Consider the following 16,800-nt stretch of genomic DNA (forward strand, 5'->3'; position numbering starts at 1 on the left):
GGCTGATGAATAACAAGGTTGGGATACAGGATGAAACTTAAAAAATTATTATTCAGTTGTTTGATAGCAGCCGGTTTTGGTTCGGTGGCACAAGCAGAGGTTATATTTACCGAATACGTTGAAGGCAGTGGACATAATAAAGCAATCGAAATTTCTAATTTAGGCAGTAGCCAAGTTGATTTAGGCGCGCAAAAATACCAGGTGCGTTTACATTCAAACGGTACAACCGAAAATACTAACAGCTTGGACTTGACCGGGTTTGTTTTACCTGCAGGGGCCAGTTTAGTCATTTATAATTCAAGTGCTGATGCAGAATTTCAGGGCACTAGTGATTTCAGCATCTCATCCAGCGTAACCTTTTTTAATGGTGACGATGCGTTAACATTAGTTAAAGATGGCACTATCGTTGATCGAATTGGTCAATTCGGGGTAGATCCAGGTTCAGCATGGCAGAGCATAAACGACGCTGACTTTTCAACCCGCGATAAAACCATTCGCCGGTTGGATTCTATTTCTAGCGGCGATGAAAACGCACAAGCTGTATTTCCAAACAGTCCCTTACAGTGGAAAACGTTTGCTCAGAATACCTTCGATGGTTTGGGATGTCCCGGAGAAGGGGCATGCTCGTCAGATAGCGGTAACACGGATAACGGCGGCGAATCTGGGGAAGGTAATGGCAGCGGCGATTCATCACAGCCAGCTGTGTGTTTAAACTGCCCAGAGGTAGACAAAATTCTCGATAATAGCCAATTAGTGATGAGTGATTATTATGCCGATGCGCTCTCTGCTGACAAGGCTGGACTAAAACAGACGTTAAATCAGATTATTAGCCGTTCACATAAAAAGCTGACCTATGCACAAGTCTGGACGGTGTTAACCGAATCGGACCAGGACCCAGTCAACAGTAACAATATTATTGAGGTTTATACAGGCTGGTCAGTGCCAAAAGCCAATAATGCCAGTGGGGCTCAGTCTAGCGATCAGGACGCTTGGAATCGCGAACATATTTGGCCAAGAAGTAGAGGGTTAACCACGGACGAAGCTTATGCTTTTACTGATCTGCATCATTTAAAACCGGCAGACGTCAGTGTTAACGCAGCGCGCGCTCATTTTGATTTTGCGCTTGGCGGCGTGCCATTAGACGAAGCGAGTACAAACTCAATTAATCTAGACGCGCAAACTTTTGCCCCCAGAGATGAGGTCAAAGGAGATATTGCTCGTATCCTGTTTTACATGGATACGCGCTACCAAGGGGATAGTTCGGATTTAACACCCGATTTGCAATTAATAGACGATCTTAGTCAACTGTCTGATACAAAAGTGGGTCGACTTTGCACCTTATTGGCTTGGCATAATCAAGATGTTGTGGATAGTTTTGAGCAAAATCGCAACAAGGTCATTTACGAATACCAAGGCAATCGTAACCCTTTTATTGATTATCCAGAATTTGCAAATCTTGTATACGCCCACGAATGTGATTCAGAAACTGACAATCAACTGCCCGATATTGTTTTTAACCATGAGATCAGAGTAAATGCAGGTGAGTACGTCAACTTGGACGCTAGACCTAAACAACACCCTGTAGGTACACAGATTAAGTATCACTGGCAACAAATTGGTGGCAGTCAGGTGAGCTTTAAACCTGAGCTATCGGCGCTTTATTTTAAGGCCCCAATGGACGCGCAAACGTTAACTTTTTTGTTAGTACTGGATTACGGTCATACTAAGCTTGATAAAACAGTCGCAATTACAGTCGTAGAAAATGACAAGGCTGAAAACGAGCAAAATACAGATCAATCAGATACAGAGCAATACAGCATCAGATCTGGCAGTAGTAGTTTTGCTTTTATACTCTTTTTTATCATTTTAATGTTCAACCGCCGCTTAAAATAACGATCTTAGGTAGCTGGCGTAAAAGCTAAACTTTGCGCCAGATACCTGACAATTTCACATGATCTTAAGCCCTTTTTCAGGCTATAATCAGCTTTTTAAGTTATCTTTTGAGTGTGATATGTCGTTGTTACCAGCCTTACTGAAACAAATTAAACAAAATCCAGCTAGCATTCAGTTTAAACAAGTGATTGAAGTGATCGAAAGTGAGTATGTATTTACTCCACAGGCATTTAAAAATGGCGATTTAGAAAATACAGCAGAGCAAAACCAAGGGTCTTGTAAAATTCTATCGTTTGCCAAATTACATCAATTAAACGAAGCTCAAACACTCCATTTATTCGGCGATTATTACCGTCAAGATGTACTTCAGAACCCAAACGGCAGTGATCATCAAAATATCCGTAACTTTATGCAAACCGGTTGGCAAGGCGTGGATTTTTCAGCAGTCGCCCTGCAGGAAAAATAACCCTATGTTTAAATTTTTTGAAGGTCTAGTTGCTGCTTTCCCTGAAGAAACTGCTTCTACGCCACCAAAAACCTTGTTTGCTTTTTGCCGGCACTACACCAAAGGCTGTGAAAAATACTTGTTCTTAATGGCCACTTTGACCGCGGGGTTGGCCATTATCGAAGCCTATTTGATGGCTTATTTAGGTGATTTGGTTGACAAGCTGACCCAAAACACCCCAGAAACCTTTTTTAACCAGTTTCAAAACGAGCTGATTGGGGTGGCTTTGTTGGTGCTTGTCATTGCCCCTTTGGTAATATTTTTTCACGCTGTGATTGTGCATCAAACCTTGCTGGGGAACTACCCGATGAGGATACGTTGGCTATCACATAAATATATGTTGGGGCAAAGTGTCGGTTTTTTTCAAAATGATTTTGCCGGCCGTATTTCAACTAAAGTGATGCAGACTGCGTTGGCAGTTCGAGAAAGTGTCATGAAACTTTTAGATGTATTTGTATACATTATTATCTACTTTGTCAGCATGTTGGTTTTGATAGCGCAAGCTGATTGGCGGTTAGTGCTCCCTATTTTAGTTTGGTTAGTTCTTTATATCGGCATTCAATTGTTTTTTATCCCTAAATTAAAACAGGCTTCGATGCAACAAGCGGATGCAAGAGCAGACATGACAGGGCGTATTGTTGATAGTTATACCAATATCAACACAGTTAAATTGTTTGCCCATACTAAACAAGAAGCTGACTATGCTCGCGCTGGCATGCAAGGTTTTTTAACCACAGTGTATCGTCAAATGCGATTGGCAACCGGGATGATTTCATTGGTGCAGATTAGCAATTATTTGTTGTTATTTGTCATTGGTGCTATGTCGATTTGGTTGTGGAATTTAAGTTTAATTAGTGTTGGTGCAATTGCGGTGGCTGTGAGTTTGTCGCTGCGCCTAAATGGTATGTCTCAGTGGATCATGTGGGAAGTGAGTTCGCTATTTGAAAACATAGGGACAGCCACTGACGGCATGCATACTTTGAGTCAAACACGCGACGTCCAAGATAAACCACAGGCCTCGCCTCTTAAAATTGAAAAAGGTGCGATTGAGTTTAATCAAGTGTCTTTTAGGTATGGTGATATTGACGTTTTTAATCGGCTAAATTTGAACATTAAAGCTGGCGAAAAGGTTGGCATTGTTGGTCGATCTGGAGCCGGCAAATCAACCCTGGTTAATTTGTTATTGCGCTTTTTTGATATTCAAGCTGGCAGCATTAAAATTGATGGGCAAGATATCAGTCAAGTTCAGCAAGAAAGTTTGCGTGCACAAATCGGCATGGTCACCCAAGATACATCTTTGCTGCATCGTTCGGTGCGAGAAAATATTTTATATGGGCGGAATAACGCCAGCGAAGCTGAGCTTATAACAGCGGCCAAACAAGCTGAAGCACACCAATTTATTGAAACCTTATCCGATTTAAAAGGGCGTGTTGGTTATGATGCTCAAGTTGGTGAGCGTGGCGTTAAACTGAGTGGTGGACAACGCCAGCGCATTGCGATAGCGCGGGTGTTATTAAAAGATGCGCCAATACTAGTGCTTGATGAAGCGACTTCAGCATTAGATTCAGAAGTTGAAGCAGCGATTCAAACCAGCCTGTATCAGTTAATGGAAGGTAAAACTGTCATTGCAATTGCACACAGATTATCTACGATCGCAGCGATGGACCGTCTAATTGTTTTAGATCAAGGAAAAATTGCTGAGCAGGGGACTCATCAAGAATTGCTCGACAAAGGCGGGATTTATGCTCAATTATGGTCGCATCAGACAGGTGGTTTTATTGGCACTGAATAAAACCAAATAAAGTTGTAACTTTTTAAGTATTAACAAGGTCTTATTAAGGTCGTAAACGTAGAATTAATAGTGGATGAATTATGATTAAAAATTTTTGGCGTAAAACCGCACTGGCCGCCAGTTTATTAAGCAGCGCTTTTATTGTGTCTGCCGCAGACTCAAACGAAAAAATTAAACAAGCCGTTGAAGAGCGAGTGGGTTTGGCGGTTGAAAAAATATTGCCATCACCGGTTTCAGGCTTGTCAGCGGTGTTAACCAATCGTGGTTTGTTTTATGTGAGCAATGATGGCAGCTTTTTTATTCATGGTCAGATGTATGATATGGATAAAGGCATGGCCAATTATTCGGAAAATATTTTAACCGATGTGCGCAAGCAAGGGTTAAAAGATTTTTCTGGCCAAATGATTAGTTATAAAGCGAAAGATGAAAAATATCAGATTAATGTATTTACTGACATTACCTGTGGTTATTGCCGAAAAATGCATAAACAAATCGAAGAATACAATGCGCTTGGCATTACGGTTAATTATTTAGCGTTTCCACGTAATGGTATTAATAGTAAATCTTTTAGTGATATGGTCAGCGTTTGGTGTGCGGACGACGAGCAACAAGCGTTAACCGATGCTAAGTTACATGGCGACGTAAAACAAAAACAATGTAAAAACCCAGTCAAAGATCAATACGAGTTTGGTCAACAAGTTGGGGTCAGTGGCACACCCGCGGTATTATTGCAAGATGGTCAGCTGGTGCCGGGTTATCGGCCACCCGCTGATATGTTAAAAATATTACAAGGCTAAAATGCGTATAGTAAGACGTCAACTGGCTGGACAAAGAGTGTCCAGCCCTGCATTTCATCCGATTTTGCAAAGAGTATTAGCGCATCGGGGTTTACAAGATGAAGAAACAGAGCTTACCCTAAAACGTTTGAGTCCTCCCAAACTTGCTGATTTAGATAAAGCCTGTGACTGTTTATACCAAGCATTGCTGAGCCAAAAAAAAATTTTGATTGTTGGCGATTTTGATGCCGACGGTGCCACCAGTACTGCACTTTGCCTTGAAGCCTTGCAGCAAATGGGCTCGCAAGCACTCGACTTTTTAGTACCCAACCGATTTGAGTTTGGTTACGGTTTATCCGTGCCTTTGGTGGACATTGCCCATCAACAAGGGGCCCAATTGATTGTCACTGTAGATAACGGTATTTCTTGTCATTCTGGCGTGCAGCGGGCAAAAGAGCTGGGCATGCAGGTCATTATTACTGATCACCATTTGCCCGGTGACTGTTTACCTGAAGCAGATGCTATCGTGAATCCCAATAGGAAAGATTGTCAGTTCCCAAGCAAATGCATTGCCGGAGTTGGGGTTGCTTTTTATTTGATGATGGCATTACGTAGTTATTTACGTCAGCGAAATTATTTTACCGAGCGTGGCCTGCAAGAGCCTAATTTAGCCAGCTTGTTAGATTTAGTTGCGTTAGGCACAGTGGCTGATGTTGTGCCATTAGATGATATTAATCGGATATTGGTCCAGCAAGGCATCAATCGCATCCGCAGTGGTTATGTCAGGCCAGGGATTCGGGCACTTTTGGATGTGAGTAAAAGAGATCCGCGTCAACTGGTATCAGCAGACTTTGGTTTTGCTGTTGCACCTAGGTTAAATGCGGCGGGCCGGTTAGATGATATCTCAGTTGGCATTCATTGTTTATTAAGCAACGATTATCAACAAGCATTTCGGTTGGCGGCCTCACTTGATAATTTAAACCATGAACGCAAAGCCATTGAAAGCAGCATGCAGCAAGAAGCGTTGAAAAGTTTACAAAACATTCAATTGACTCGTTTGCCCAGTGCTATCGCTATGTACCAAAACGACTGGCATCAAGGCGTAATTGGTATTTTGGCCGGGCGTTTAAAAGAAAGATACCACAGGCCGGTTGCTGTATTCGCTGCTGATGACAATGGGTTGATTAAAGGTTCTTGTCGTTCCATTAAAGGCATCCATATACGCGACTTATTAGAGCGTATTAATACCGAAAAGCCGGGTTTAATTCATAAATTTGGTGGCCACGCCATGGCGGCTGGTTTGACGATTAGCGAAGCAGATTTTGAACACTTTAAAAATGCATTTGAAAAAACTGTTGACCAAGTAGCAGATGCCAGCGTATTCGATGATGTTTGTTGGTCAGATGGCCCACTTAAAGCAGCCGACTATACGTTAGAATTAGCTCAAATATTAAAAAGTGCGATGCCTTGGGGTCAAGCATTTGAAAAACCTGTTTTTGATGACACATTTAAGGTGGTTCAGGACAGAGTTTTGCAAGATAAACATCTAAAGCTGGTGTTGCAACACCCATCGGGTGACTTATTTGATGCCATTTGGTTTAATTATAATCCGGACATTTGGCATAGCAGTGCTGAGCAAGCGCATGTTGCTTTTACGCTGGACATTAATGAGTTTAGAGGGCAAAAATCAGTTCAGTTATTGGTTGAGGCGGCGTTACCTGTATGACAGAGCAGAACTTGATAGACGAATACTGGATGCAACAAGCATTAGATTGCGCCCAAATGGCTTGGGACGCAGGCGAAGTTCCAGTAGGGGCTGTAGTGGTTAAAGACAATGAATTAGTCAGTCAAGCCTTTAACCAGACGATTAGTTTACATGACCCGTCCGCTCATGCAGAAGTTTTGGCGATCCGGCGAGCCGGTCAGATGCTAAAAAACTATCGCTTATTGGGTTGTACTTTATATGTTACTTTGGAGCCCTGCGCTATGTGCAGTGGCATGTTGGTGCATAGTCGTATCCAGCGGCTGGTGGTCGGTGCAAGCGATCTAAAAACAGGCGCTTGTGGCTCTGCTTTGAACCTGTTGCAACACTCGTCGATGAACCATAAAATTGCGTTTACGCGAGGCATTTTGGCTGAGCAATGCGGCCAAAAGTTGTCCGATTTTTTTGCCTATAGACGTCAACAAATTAAAGCTAAAAAGCAGCAGCAAAAAGTGCTCGACGCTGAAACAGCCGCAAACATCATGTTAAAATGAAGACCAACAAATCGGATATTCAGTAATATATTATATGAGGTTTAACAGTTGACTCAGTGGCATGTTCGGAGAGGGTTAAAGAGGGGAGGCTGAGGAAACTATACAACAGCTTCCTCCATTTGAATATTCGCATAAGATTTGCGACGAGAAATTACTTTATTGTGAATTTTTTTCAGCATCAGTTTACGACGACCTGAATTTGTATTAATACGTCTTCTTTTCATTAGAGACTCCTTTTGTTTAAATTAAATCCTAGAGATTAAAACACTATATAATGACATTCGCATGATGGGGATATGTCATTTAGGTTACACTCTTGTTAGTAAGTTATCACAAATTAATAAAAGCTCAAACTATAATAATCTGTTTAATTTGTTTAACTATACGACGTCTAACGTTAAAAGATCACTTACATTGCCAGGTCCTTTGTAAGCGACCTGCGCCAACGTTTTTTGATCAAGTTTCGTTAAAAATGCTTGAGCAGCATCATAAAATAGGCTGCGCAATTGACACGAAGTGGTAATTGGACAGCCGTTATTGTCACAATCCACCGGTTCTAACGAGGGTTCCATATTGCGCACGACCTCACCAATAGTGAGTGCGTGAGGATCGATCAATAAACTTATTCCGCCCTGTTTCCCGCGAACAGAATCAAGATATCCGAGTTGCACCAATTTTTGACTGACTTTTTGCAAATGATGCAGATTCATATTAAAAAATTCTGCTAGTTGGCCAAGAGAAATTTTAAAACCTGTTGGCTTCTCCGCTAAAAAAATCAAAGTTCGCAAAGAATAATCGGTAAAAAGCGTTATTTGCATAAGTCTACTTAACTACTACTAGTAGCTTACAAAATAGCAGGTCTTAAATATTTTGCAACGATTAGCTGAGTCTGGTCGTCGTTTAAAAATGTGACCTTGTTAACTTTTTACTTTTCCATGCAAAAAAAATTGATCTGATTCATTTTGGTGCACGTTGAAAATATCGAAACCAGCAAAAAACTGGTTTAAATTCATTGTTTAACTCTTTGATTAACCAAGGTAAGGATATTATATGCTTAATAAAACGATGGCTTCTTTAGTATTAGCGTTAAGTTCATTTTCTGCGAGCGCCGCTTGGGTCGGTGGGATAGATTATACTTATTTTTCTAATGACGTTGAAGACTCGGATGTAAGCGTTGACGCGGTTACCGCGAGTTTGGGTTACAAGATGCCAATTCAAAACGGTTTTTCTATTATGCCGGAAGTTCGTTTAGGAACAGGGGTTGGTAACGACAATCTGGTGATTGGAGATACAGACACAGAAGTTGAGTTAGACATGTATAAAGCAGTTGCTTTACGGGCTCAATTTGAAACTGACTCAGGATTTTACGCATTTGTTGCCCCTTCTTATTCTCAAGCCGAGTACGAATATGATTTTGCCGGCAATACGATAGAATGGGATGGTCAGGACGATGACGATTGGGAAGCAGGTTTAGGCGCGGGTATCGGCATGCAGTTTACGTCGGCATCAGCGGTTGAATTAAAGTACGAAGAAATTGATGAGGTTGAAGTGGCCAGTATTGGTCTAAAGTTTGGTTTCTAAATACAATAAGCAGATAAGGCAGCAGCCTTATCTGCTTGTGTTGATTCGTTTTAGCTTTCAAACATTGCAGAAATAGACTCTTCATTGCTGACGCGGCGAATTGCTTCCGCTAGCATAGAGCTTAGGGTCAACTGTTCAACTTTATCCACCGCGCGCATTTCAGTCGATAGAGGGATACTGTCGGTCACAATTAATTTATCGATTTGAGATTGACTGATGTTTTCAACTGCATTGCCCGAAAATACAGGGTGAGTCGCGTAAGCAAAAACTTGGCGTGCGCCTTTTTCTTTTAATGCTGCCGCTGCTTTACACAAGGTACCACCCGTATCTATCATATCATCGACAATGATACAGTCACGGTTTTCAACTTCACCAATCAGGTGCATAACTTGAGCAACGTTCGCACGAGGTCGTCGTTTATCGATAATCGCTAAATCACAGTCATCGAACTGTTTGGCAATTGCTCGAGCTCTGACAACACCGCCGATATCTGGAGATACAACAACAGGGTTATCAAATTTTTGCTCACGCATATGTTCAATTAAAATTGGGCTGCCAAATACGTTATCTACAGGTACGTCAAAAAAGCCCTGAATCTGTTCAGCGTGTAAATCAACAGTCAAAACGCGGTCCACACCAACGTTTGATAAGAAGTCTGCAACGACTTTAGCTGTGATAGGTACTCGGGCAGAGCGGACGCGTCGGTCTTGGCGCGCATAACCAAAATAAGGGATAACCGCAGTGATACGACCTGCAGATGCACGGCGTAAGGCATCTATCATCACAATCAATTCCATTAGATTGTCATTGGTTGGCGCGCACGTTGATTGAATAATAAAAACGTCAGCACCCCGCACGTTTTCATTAATTTGGACGCTGATTTCACCATCACTAAAACGGCCACAAACAGAGGATCCTAAACGGGTATATAAACGGTTGGCAATGCGTTGCGCCAATTCTGGAGTAGCATTTCCGGTGAAGATTTTCATGTCAGGCACAGTGATGGACCTCAGGTGATTTTACTAAGTTATACATAATTATTAACTGTAGTCAGGTTCAGTTAATGACGAAAATTCTTCCATAATTTGTTTATGGACAGGTGACGATGGCAAGGTTTGCACAACATAAGAGGTTAATCCTTGTGGCGTACTATCGGCTATTTTTTGCGCGTGTTGTTGGCTCTCACAAACAGCAAAACAGCATGCACCTGTGCCAGTCAGTCTAGCTGGCGCGTATTCTACCAACCAGTCTAAGGTTTTGGCAACCGATGGATACAAAGTCCGTGCAATCGGCTCAAAATCATTGTGGCTATTTGCGAACGAATACTGATCTGGATGCACAATAGTGCTACTGCGATTTAGATTTTCCGCGGCAAACATTTTTGCGGTACTGATATGGCATTTTTTATCAATCGCTAATACCAGCCATTGGCTGGTTATATTTGCAGGTGTTAATATGTCGCCAGTTCCTGTTGCGAATGCAGTTTCCCCACGAACAAAAACAGGCACATCGGCACCTAATGTTTGTCCAAGCTCGGCCAGTTTATCTATCGACAAATGTGCTTGCCAGATTTGGTTCAACATTAACAAAACGCTTGCTGCATTTGATGATCCCCCCCCTAAACCAGCGCCCTGTGGGATCACTTTTTTGATATTTATAGAAACACCTGCATGGGTATTTTGGGCGAAAGGTTTAATTAATTTTGCGGCTCGGTAAACCAGGTTGTCATTGACACTGGTGCCGCTAAGATCACCGGTTAAATTAATTTTGCCAGATTGTTCGGGATTAAAAATCAATTCATCGGCGAGGCTGACAAACTGAAACAAAGTGCTTAAATCATGATAACCATCAGCTCTTTTTTTGGTGATGTGCAAAAACCAGTTGATTTTGGCAGGGGACAGACACACGTACTGAGATTTCATTGGCTTAGTTCGCTCCATTGATTTATTTTTAAAATAAGCCGATTTTGATAGCGTTCACATTCAATTCTACCGGGGAGTTCAATGTTGCCAATTTTTTTATAATCATGATAGGTCAGCATCCATTCTTCATCTGCATTAATGCGAACCAAAACTTTTTTTGCACGTTTATCTTGATCAACACTCATAACAACACCTTGATGGCGTCCGAGCACCCAGTTGGCGAGTTGATCAACCGGAATCGGCCAGCCGATGACATTTTCAACTAAACGATTGGGCGCATTTGATTGATAAGTTTCACCGTCGGCTTGAATTTTAATTTGTTGGCGTCCACCCTCTATTTTAGCCAGCGAAATGCCTAATAACGTGGTTAAACGGATATCATAGTTATTTTGCACTTGTCGCCAATATAAGTTTGCAGAGTGGCGTTTTTGTGGGTTAATAAAAGCTATTTTTCCAGTTAGGTGAAACTGATTGATTTGTCTGATATCTGTGATTTGGGTGTCATTAGATGAATCGGGCAAACTACTACAGGCGCTCAGAAAAACAGCGATCAATAAGATTAAAGTGCGAATGGGTATGTGAAAAGCTTTCAATCTGACCGTCCATCTCGTAAAATTAACAAATTATCTTAAACTGAATCTACAGGCAAACTCAACATAATCAATGGCTTTATTTTCTTTCGGCATTAGCTATAAAACAGCTCCGGTTAGCGTACGGGAGAAAATAGCGTTTTCATCAGACAGAATTGCAGAAGCAGCGGACTCTTTGGGCGCTAGATTTGGCGCGTTGGAAGTTGTTATCGTTTCTACCTGCAACAGAACTGAAATTTATCTTAACGCCGAAGCCCTCGACAAAGCTAACGCCATCGACTGGCTGACTGAGTTTCATGGTATGGAAACAAACGAATTAGAGGATTGTTTATATTTTTATCAATCCGATACCACTGAGCATTTGATGCGAGTGGCTTGCGGGCTTGACTCTATGGTATTAGGTGAACCGCAGATTTTAGGGCAACTTAAACAATCGTTTGCACAGGCCCGCCAGTTGGAAGCTTTGGGCACCAGTTTGTCGCGTTTATTTGAGCATAGTTTTTCGGTCGCTAAACGTGTTCGCACAGAAACTGGTATTGGTGAGTCGGCGGTTTCGGTTGCATTTGCTGCGGTGAGTTTAAGTAAACATATTTTTGCCGACTTACAGAAAGTTAAAGTATTACTGGTGGGGGCGGGTGAAACCACGGAATTGGTTGCACGCCACCTAAGCGAAGCAGGTGTGACTCAAATGATAGTGGCCAATCGTAGCTTGCAGCGGGCGAAATTGCTCGCGGAAAGTTTTAACGCCGAAACAGCCACTTTATCAGCAATCCCAGAGTTAATGGAAGACGTTGACATTGTGGTCAGTTCAACCGCCAGTACTTTGCCCCTGATTGGTAAAGGTATGGTTGAAAATGCAATGGAAAAGCGTCGAAACCGTCCTATGTTTATGGTAGACCTTGCAGTGCCCAGAGACATAGAAACACGGGTAAACGACGTTGATAACGTATACTTATATACGGTTGATGATCTGCAATCGATAGTACAAAAAAATCAGCAAAAGCGTGAACAAGCGGCCGCACAAGCAGAGTTAATTATCGCACAAGAAGCTGAGCAATTTAGAGCTTGGTTAAGCTCCCGTGCAGCGCTCGACTATGTTAAAAACTACCGTCATCAAGCTGACGAGATACGTGCCGGTTTAGAAGCGAAAGCATTGCGTCAACTGGCCCGCGGGGTTGACCCAGAAAAAGTTATAACCGAGCTTGCAAATAAATTAACCAATCAGCTAGTCCATCCGCCAACAATGGCGTTGCGACAAGCGGCCCGAAATCAAGATCAAACGAATATAGAATTTCTTGCCGAGCATTTTGGCATAGAGTCAGACTAAACAGGACATTATGAAAGAATCCATTTTACGAAAACTTGAAGCGCTTGTAGAGCGCTACGAAGAAGTGCAGGCTTTACTGGGTGATAGTGAAGTGATCTCAAACCAGGATAAATTCCGAGCCTTGTCAAAAGAGTACAGTCAGTTAGAAGAAGTTGTAAAGAGCTTTCAAAACTACCAGCAGATGCAAGCAGATATGGCGGCCGCTGAAGAAATGCTGTCAGAAGATGACGCCGAAATGAAAGAAATGGCACAAGAAGAGATCAAGTCGATTAAAGAAGGCCTTGAGCGCATAAAAGACGAATTGCAGATTTTATTATTGCCGCGTGATCCCAACGACGAGCGCAACTGTTTTGTTGAGATCCGAGCGGGTGCTGGCGGCGATGAAGCTGGGATTTTTGCCGGTGATCTTTTCCGTATGTATTCACGCTATTGCGAGCGCCGCGGTTGGCGCATTGAGTTGGTTAATGCAAATGAAAGTGAACAAGGCGGTTACAAAGAAGTGGTTGCGCGCATCACAGGAGACGGTGCGTATGGCCAGCTTAAGTTTGAGTCGGGTGGTCACCGCGTGCAGCGAGTGCCTGAGACTGAGTCACAAGGGCGCATCCATACGTCAGCATGTACAGTTGCCATTTTACCCGAAATCCCAGAATCGGAAGCGATCGAAATTAACCCAGCCGAACTTAGAATTGATACTTACCGTGCTTCTGGGGCTGGTGGTCAGCACGTAAATAAAACGGATTCGGCGGTTCGCATTACTCACTTACCCACTGGTGTTGTGGTTGAATGTCAGGATGAGCGCTCACAGCATAAAAATAAAGCCAAAGCTATGTCAGTTTTGGTCGCTCGGTTACAAGCGGCCGAAGACGAAAAACGCCGTAGTCAAGAAGCGGATACCAGAAGAAGTATCATAGGCAGTGGTGACCGTTCAGAGCGTATTCGCACTTATAATTACCCGCAAAGCCGGATCACCGATCACCGTATTAATCTAACTTTGTATCGCTTAAATGAAGTGATGGAAGGTGATTTAGACGTAGTGATTGATCCACTAGTACAAGAACACCAAGCCGATCAACTAGCGGCCCTGGCACAGGATAATTAATGCAAATTGAGCAAGCTTGGCGGCTGGCGAGTCGGCAAATTCAATCCGACTCGGCCATTTTAGATGCACAGCTTTTGTTATTAGCGGTTTTGCAAAAAGCGGACCGGAGTTATTTATTAACATGGCCAGATAAACCGTTAAGCTTGCAACAGGAAGCAGCTTATCAAAGCTTACTTAAAAGGCGTCTACAAGGTGAGCCGATTGCGCATATTTTAGGGTATCGTGAATTTTGGGGGCTCAACTTAAAAGTTAATGCTAGTACCCTTATCCCTCGTCCTGATACTGAAACTTTGGTCGCATGTACGTTAGCCTTGATTAGCCAAACACCACAAAAAAATGGTGTTTTATTAGATTTGGGCACAGGGACAGGCGCGATAGCTTTAGCGTTAAAATCGGAATTACCGGACTGGGAAATTGATGCAGTTGAGTTTAATGCCGAAGCTGCAGAGTTGGCCCGAGAAAATTCAAAAGCCCTTAAGCTGCCAATAAATATTTATCAAGGGAGTTGGTTCAAGCCGCTGGCGAGCCAGACATACCATTTCATCGTTAGCAATCCCCCTTATATTGACGCAGACGATCCGCATTTATCACAGGGGGATGTAAGATTTGAACCCAAATCAGCATTAGTGGCCCATGAGCACGGGTTAGCCGATTTTATTCAAATAGCCCGCGAAGCCCGGTCTTATTTAAAATGCAAAGGGTATTTGTTGTTTGAACATGGTTATTCACAAAGTGATCAGGTTCAACAGATTTTGCAAGAAGCTGGTTATACTGATATCGCAAGCCACCGAGACCTGGCCGGGCAAGCAAGAGTGACAGTCGGGCAATTGAAAAAATAAAGTTCACCCATATATGGCTAATGAGCAAGCTAGTTTGGATGAAAAACATTGAAAACACCAGTTTATATCATTGATACTTATTTAACTTTGGCGCAAAAGTTGTACTCAGGCCATGAACTGTCGCAAGCAACTTCGGCTTTTGAATCGCTAAAAAAAGGCGTGCAATCTATTTGCGCAGGCAAAATTAAAGACGTAGATAAAATTCAACAGGTTCTTGAATACTTTTATACTGAGCAACTATTTAGTTTGCCGCCACGTGATAAAACACTTGCGGCTTTTGATTTGCTTCAAGCCGTAACAAGTCATACTGGTACAGCCCCTGTTATGACAGTGATTTTAAGCGATTGTTTACGTTCAATTGGGTTAGCTGCTGATCCTGTTATTGCAGGTCAAAAGCTTTTGCTGCGAATTGATATGGGCGAAAACCAATACGTTTTTATTGAAGCAAGCCAAGGACAAAGCCTAGAGTGGGCCCAGGTTGAAGCCTATTTAGGGAAAGTGCGCAAAGATAAAAAAATCGAAGTACCGCAAGCAAATTCAATCGTACTCCTTTTATTATCCTTATACAAAGCTGCCTGCATTGATGCTGAAGACTATGCAAAAGCATTGGCAATTACAGATTTATTAGTTGCCCAAGAACCTGATAACCCTTACGAACGACGCGATCGTGGTTTTTTATTGCAGCAATTAGACTGCGACGCGTTTGCGGTTGAAGACTATAAATTTTTTGTGCAAAAATGCCCAAGCGATCCGAGTGCACAAATTATTCAGTTACAATTAGAAAATATCAACCGAAATACTCAGCCAATACATTAAGCAGGATGTCATGCAGCCGGTAAATTTAGATAAACAAAATAAACAAGTTATTATCCGCAAACAATCACCTAAAAGAGTGTTTGATTGGTATAAAGCGGGTTTTAACTTATTCAAAGCAGACAAATTTAATTGGATCAGCATAAGTATTGCTGCTTGGGTGATGGCGCTCCTTGCAACCCTAATTCCTTTTATTGGTGAAATAGTGTTAAGTCTATTATTGCCGGGTGTGTTTGCGATAGCGCATCATAGCGATCGCGAACAAGATTTTAAAGCTGAATTATTATTTGCTGGTTTTAAACATAGGTTGGGACCGCTTTTGCAGCTGTTTGTTATAAACTTTGCATTTTCTATCATTTGTGTTTTGATAACCGGCTCAATTACTGGGATTGATTTATCTGCGTTGGCTGATACTCAGCAGTGGCTGTATTTTATGCAAGTGGCTGGGCTGGTGTATTTGCCGTTTTTTGTGTTAGTGGTGCTAACCGCTGGCATTATCATGCTTTATGACCTTAAATGTTGGCCAGCTTTTAAACTTGCAATTCAAGGCGGCTTGGCAAATTTACCTGGTTTATTGATATTTACCTTAGTCACCTTGTTTGCTGCTATGTTGGCCAGTATTCCAATGTTTCTTGGTTTGCTGGTATTCATACCTATCTTACATGCGACAATTTATTATTTGGTCAGTGATATTTTTTATTGCCGCGAGCAATTTAAGGTACCCTATGAAAAATCAGCAGAAGACAGTTTTTATGTATAAAAAAGGAAGTTAGCATGCAGGCATTACAACTTTTATTAAATCGAACGTCATACAATAAATTAGCCGAACCTGCGCCTACTGGCGAAGCATTAGATAATATTTTTAAAGCGGCAGTCGCAGTGCCTGATCATGGCGCTTTAACCCCATACAGGTTTATTGTTTTTAAAGATAAAGCGTTAACCGATCTTGGCGAAATTTTTGCCGAAGCGGCTGAAGCAGAACAGGCGGATTGTGAGCAAATAGAAAAAGCTAAACAGATGCCTCAACGGGCACCTTTAGTGATTGCGGTTGTTGTGAGTTTGACCCCAGACCATAAAATTCCAGAAAGTGAACAGAGGTTAACCGCGGGCTGCGCAGCCCATGCAATGCAAATGGCTGCGGTTGCGCAAGGATTTCAAGGGATTTGGCGATCAGGTGCGTACAGTTATAACGCCCACGTTAAGCAACAGCTAAAACTGTCTGAAAATGAACATATTGTTGGTTTTTTATACTTAGGTAGTGCCATTGGCGAAGTACCAGAAAAATCTCGTCCAGATGTAAAAAACTATATTCAATATTGGTGATCCCTTCTTTTTAAAGATTTTGTTTTTGACCATCACCTAAAAATAACCTTTTTGGATTTGATCTGTGCTAACTTTTAATTCGTT

General features: G+C 42.1%; 18 protein-coding genes. 13 read left to right on the forward strand and 5 right to left on the reverse strand.

Going from position 1 to position 16,800, the window contains the following annotated elements; genetic code table 11:
* The first annotated feature begins 30 nt into the window (after nt 1-30).
* The 6 genes from C727_RS19020 (at nt 31) to tadA (ending at nt 7,222) form a co-directional block, all read left to right on the forward strand.
* Nucleotides 31-1,893 carry an endonuclease gene (locus C727_RS19020; protein WP_017445107.1) on the forward strand — a complete coding sequence of 621 codons (1,863 nt, stop codon included), beginning with the start codon at nt 31-33 and terminating at the stop codon, nt 1,891-1,893.
* Nucleotides 1,894-2,011: 118 nt separating this feature from the next.
* The gene (locus C727_RS0108015; protein ID WP_026052626.1) at nt 2,012-2,359 is read left to right on the forward strand and encodes a HopJ type III effector protein; all 348 of its coding nucleotides are present in this window, start codon (nt 2,012-2,014) and stop codon (nt 2,357-2,359) included.
* A gap of 4 nt (nt 2,360-2,363) precedes the next feature.
* Nucleotides 2,364-4,190 (forward strand): ABC transporter ATP-binding protein, encoded by a 1,827-nt coding sequence (locus C727_RS0108020; protein WP_017445109.1) that lies wholly within the window; start codon nt 2,364-2,366, stop codon nt 4,188-4,190.
* Between the two features lie 80 nt (nt 4,191-4,270).
* Nucleotides 4,271-4,987 carry a bifunctional protein-disulfide isomerase/oxidoreductase DsbC gene (gene dsbC / locus C727_RS0108025; protein ID WP_017445110.1) on the forward strand — a complete coding sequence of 239 codons (717 nt, stop codon included), beginning with the start codon at nt 4,271-4,273 and terminating at the stop codon, nt 4,985-4,987.
* Between the two features lies 1 nt (nt 4,988).
* Nucleotides 4,989-6,692: a single-stranded-DNA-specific exonuclease RecJ gene (gene recJ, locus C727_RS0108030; protein ID WP_017445111.1), complete on the forward strand. Its 1,704-nt coding sequence runs from the start codon at nt 4,989-4,991 to the stop codon at nt 6,690-6,692.
* The gene (tadA, locus tag C727_RS0108035) at nt 6,689-7,222 is read left to right on the forward strand and encodes a tRNA adenosine(34) deaminase TadA (RefSeq protein WP_017445112.1); all 534 of its coding nucleotides are present in this window, start codon (nt 6,689-6,691) and stop codon (nt 7,220-7,222) included. Before recJ ends, tadA begins: the two co-directional genes overlap by 4 nt.
* Before the next feature lie 98 nt (nt 7,223-7,320).
* Here tadA and C727_RS19890 read toward each other — a convergent pair whose 3' ends face one another.
* Both C727_RS19890 and C727_RS0108045 read right to left on the reverse strand, forming a co-directional pair.
* Complete coding sequence (locus C727_RS19890; RefSeq protein ID WP_017445113.1) at nt 7,321-7,446, reverse strand: hypothetical protein; 126 nt, start codon at nt 7,444-7,446, stop codon at nt 7,321-7,323.
* Nucleotides 7,447-7,602: 156 nt separating this feature from the next.
* Nucleotides 7,603-8,040, reverse strand: a complete 438-nt coding sequence (locus tag C727_RS0108045; RefSeq protein WP_017445114.1) for an Rrf2 family transcriptional regulator — start codon at nt 8,038-8,040, stop codon at nt 7,603-7,605.
* Nucleotides 8,041-8,272: 232 nt separating this feature from the next.
* Between C727_RS0108045 and C727_RS0108055 the strand changes: the two genes are divergently transcribed.
* A complete protein-coding gene (locus C727_RS0108055) occupies nt 8,273-8,803 on the forward strand; it encodes an outer membrane beta-barrel protein (RefSeq protein ID WP_017445116.1) in 531 nt (176 codons plus the stop codon).
* Between the two features lie 50 nt (nt 8,804-8,853).
* On the opposite strand, the gene C727_RS0108060 is transcribed toward C727_RS0108055, so the two are convergent.
* From C727_RS0108060 to lolB, 3 genes are read right to left on the reverse strand one after another with little or no spacing between them, the layout of a single operon-like run.
* Nucleotides 8,854-9,801, reverse strand: coding sequence for a ribose-phosphate pyrophosphokinase (locus C727_RS0108060; RefSeq protein WP_026052628.1), 948 nt, complete (start codon nt 9,799-9,801; stop codon nt 8,854-8,856).
* 42 nt (nt 9,802-9,843) lie between these two features.
* Entirely contained in the window at nt 9,844-10,725 is an 882-nt protein-coding gene (gene ispE, locus C727_RS0108065; protein ID WP_017445118.1) for a 4-(cytidine 5'-diphospho)-2-C-methyl-D-erythritol kinase, read from the reverse strand.
* Entirely contained in the window at nt 10,722-11,318 is a 597-nt protein-coding gene (gene lolB, locus C727_RS0108070; RefSeq protein WP_017445119.1) for a lipoprotein insertase outer membrane protein LolB, read from the reverse strand. Before lolB ends, ispE begins: the two co-directional genes overlap by 4 nt.
* A gap of 70 nt (nt 11,319-11,388) precedes the next feature.
* On the opposite strand from lolB, the gene hemA reads away from it, so the two are divergent.
* The 6 genes from hemA to C727_RS0108100 are packed head-to-tail and all read left to right on the forward strand — an operon-like array spanning nt 11,389 to nt 16,716.
* Complete coding sequence (gene hemA, locus C727_RS0108075) at nt 11,389-12,642, forward strand: glutamyl-tRNA reductase (RefSeq protein ID WP_017445120.1); 1,254 nt, start codon at nt 11,389-11,391, stop codon at nt 12,640-12,642.
* 10 nt (nt 12,643-12,652) lie between these two features.
* Nucleotides 12,653-13,741 (forward strand): peptide chain release factor 1, encoded by a 1,089-nt coding sequence (prfA, locus tag C727_RS0108080; RefSeq protein WP_017445121.1) that lies wholly within the window; start codon nt 12,653-12,655, stop codon nt 13,739-13,741.
* On the forward strand, nt 13,741-14,580 hold the full coding sequence (gene prmC / locus C727_RS0108085) for a peptide chain release factor N(5)-glutamine methyltransferase (RefSeq protein WP_017445122.1): 840 nt from the start codon (nt 13,741-13,743) through the stop codon (nt 14,578-14,580). The genes prfA and prmC overlap by 1 nt, the downstream gene beginning before the upstream one ends.
* 48 nt (nt 14,581-14,628) lie before the next feature.
* Nucleotides 14,629-15,396 carry a tetratricopeptide repeat protein gene (locus C727_RS0108090; RefSeq protein ID WP_017445123.1) on the forward strand — a complete coding sequence of 256 codons (768 nt, stop codon included), beginning with the start codon at nt 14,629-14,631 and terminating at the stop codon, nt 15,394-15,396.
* A 10-nt stretch (nt 15,397-15,406) separates the two neighbouring features.
* Nucleotides 15,407-16,153 carry a DUF2189 domain-containing protein gene (locus tag C727_RS0108095; RefSeq protein WP_017445124.1) on the forward strand — a complete coding sequence of 249 codons (747 nt, stop codon included), beginning with the start codon at nt 15,407-15,409 and terminating at the stop codon, nt 16,151-16,153.
* A 14-nt stretch (nt 16,154-16,167) separates the two neighbouring features.
* Nucleotides 16,168-16,716 (forward strand): NAD(P)H nitroreductase, encoded by a 549-nt coding sequence (locus C727_RS0108100; protein WP_017445125.1) that lies wholly within the window; start codon nt 16,168-16,170, stop codon nt 16,714-16,716.
* Nucleotides 16,717-16,800: the final 84 nt, after the last annotated feature.

Origin of the sequence: Gayadomonas joobiniege G7, from assembly GCF_000300815.1 — a bacterium.
GTDB classification, from domain to species: Bacteria; Pseudomonadota; Gammaproteobacteria; order Enterobacterales; family Alteromonadaceae; genus Catenovulum; species Catenovulum joobiniege.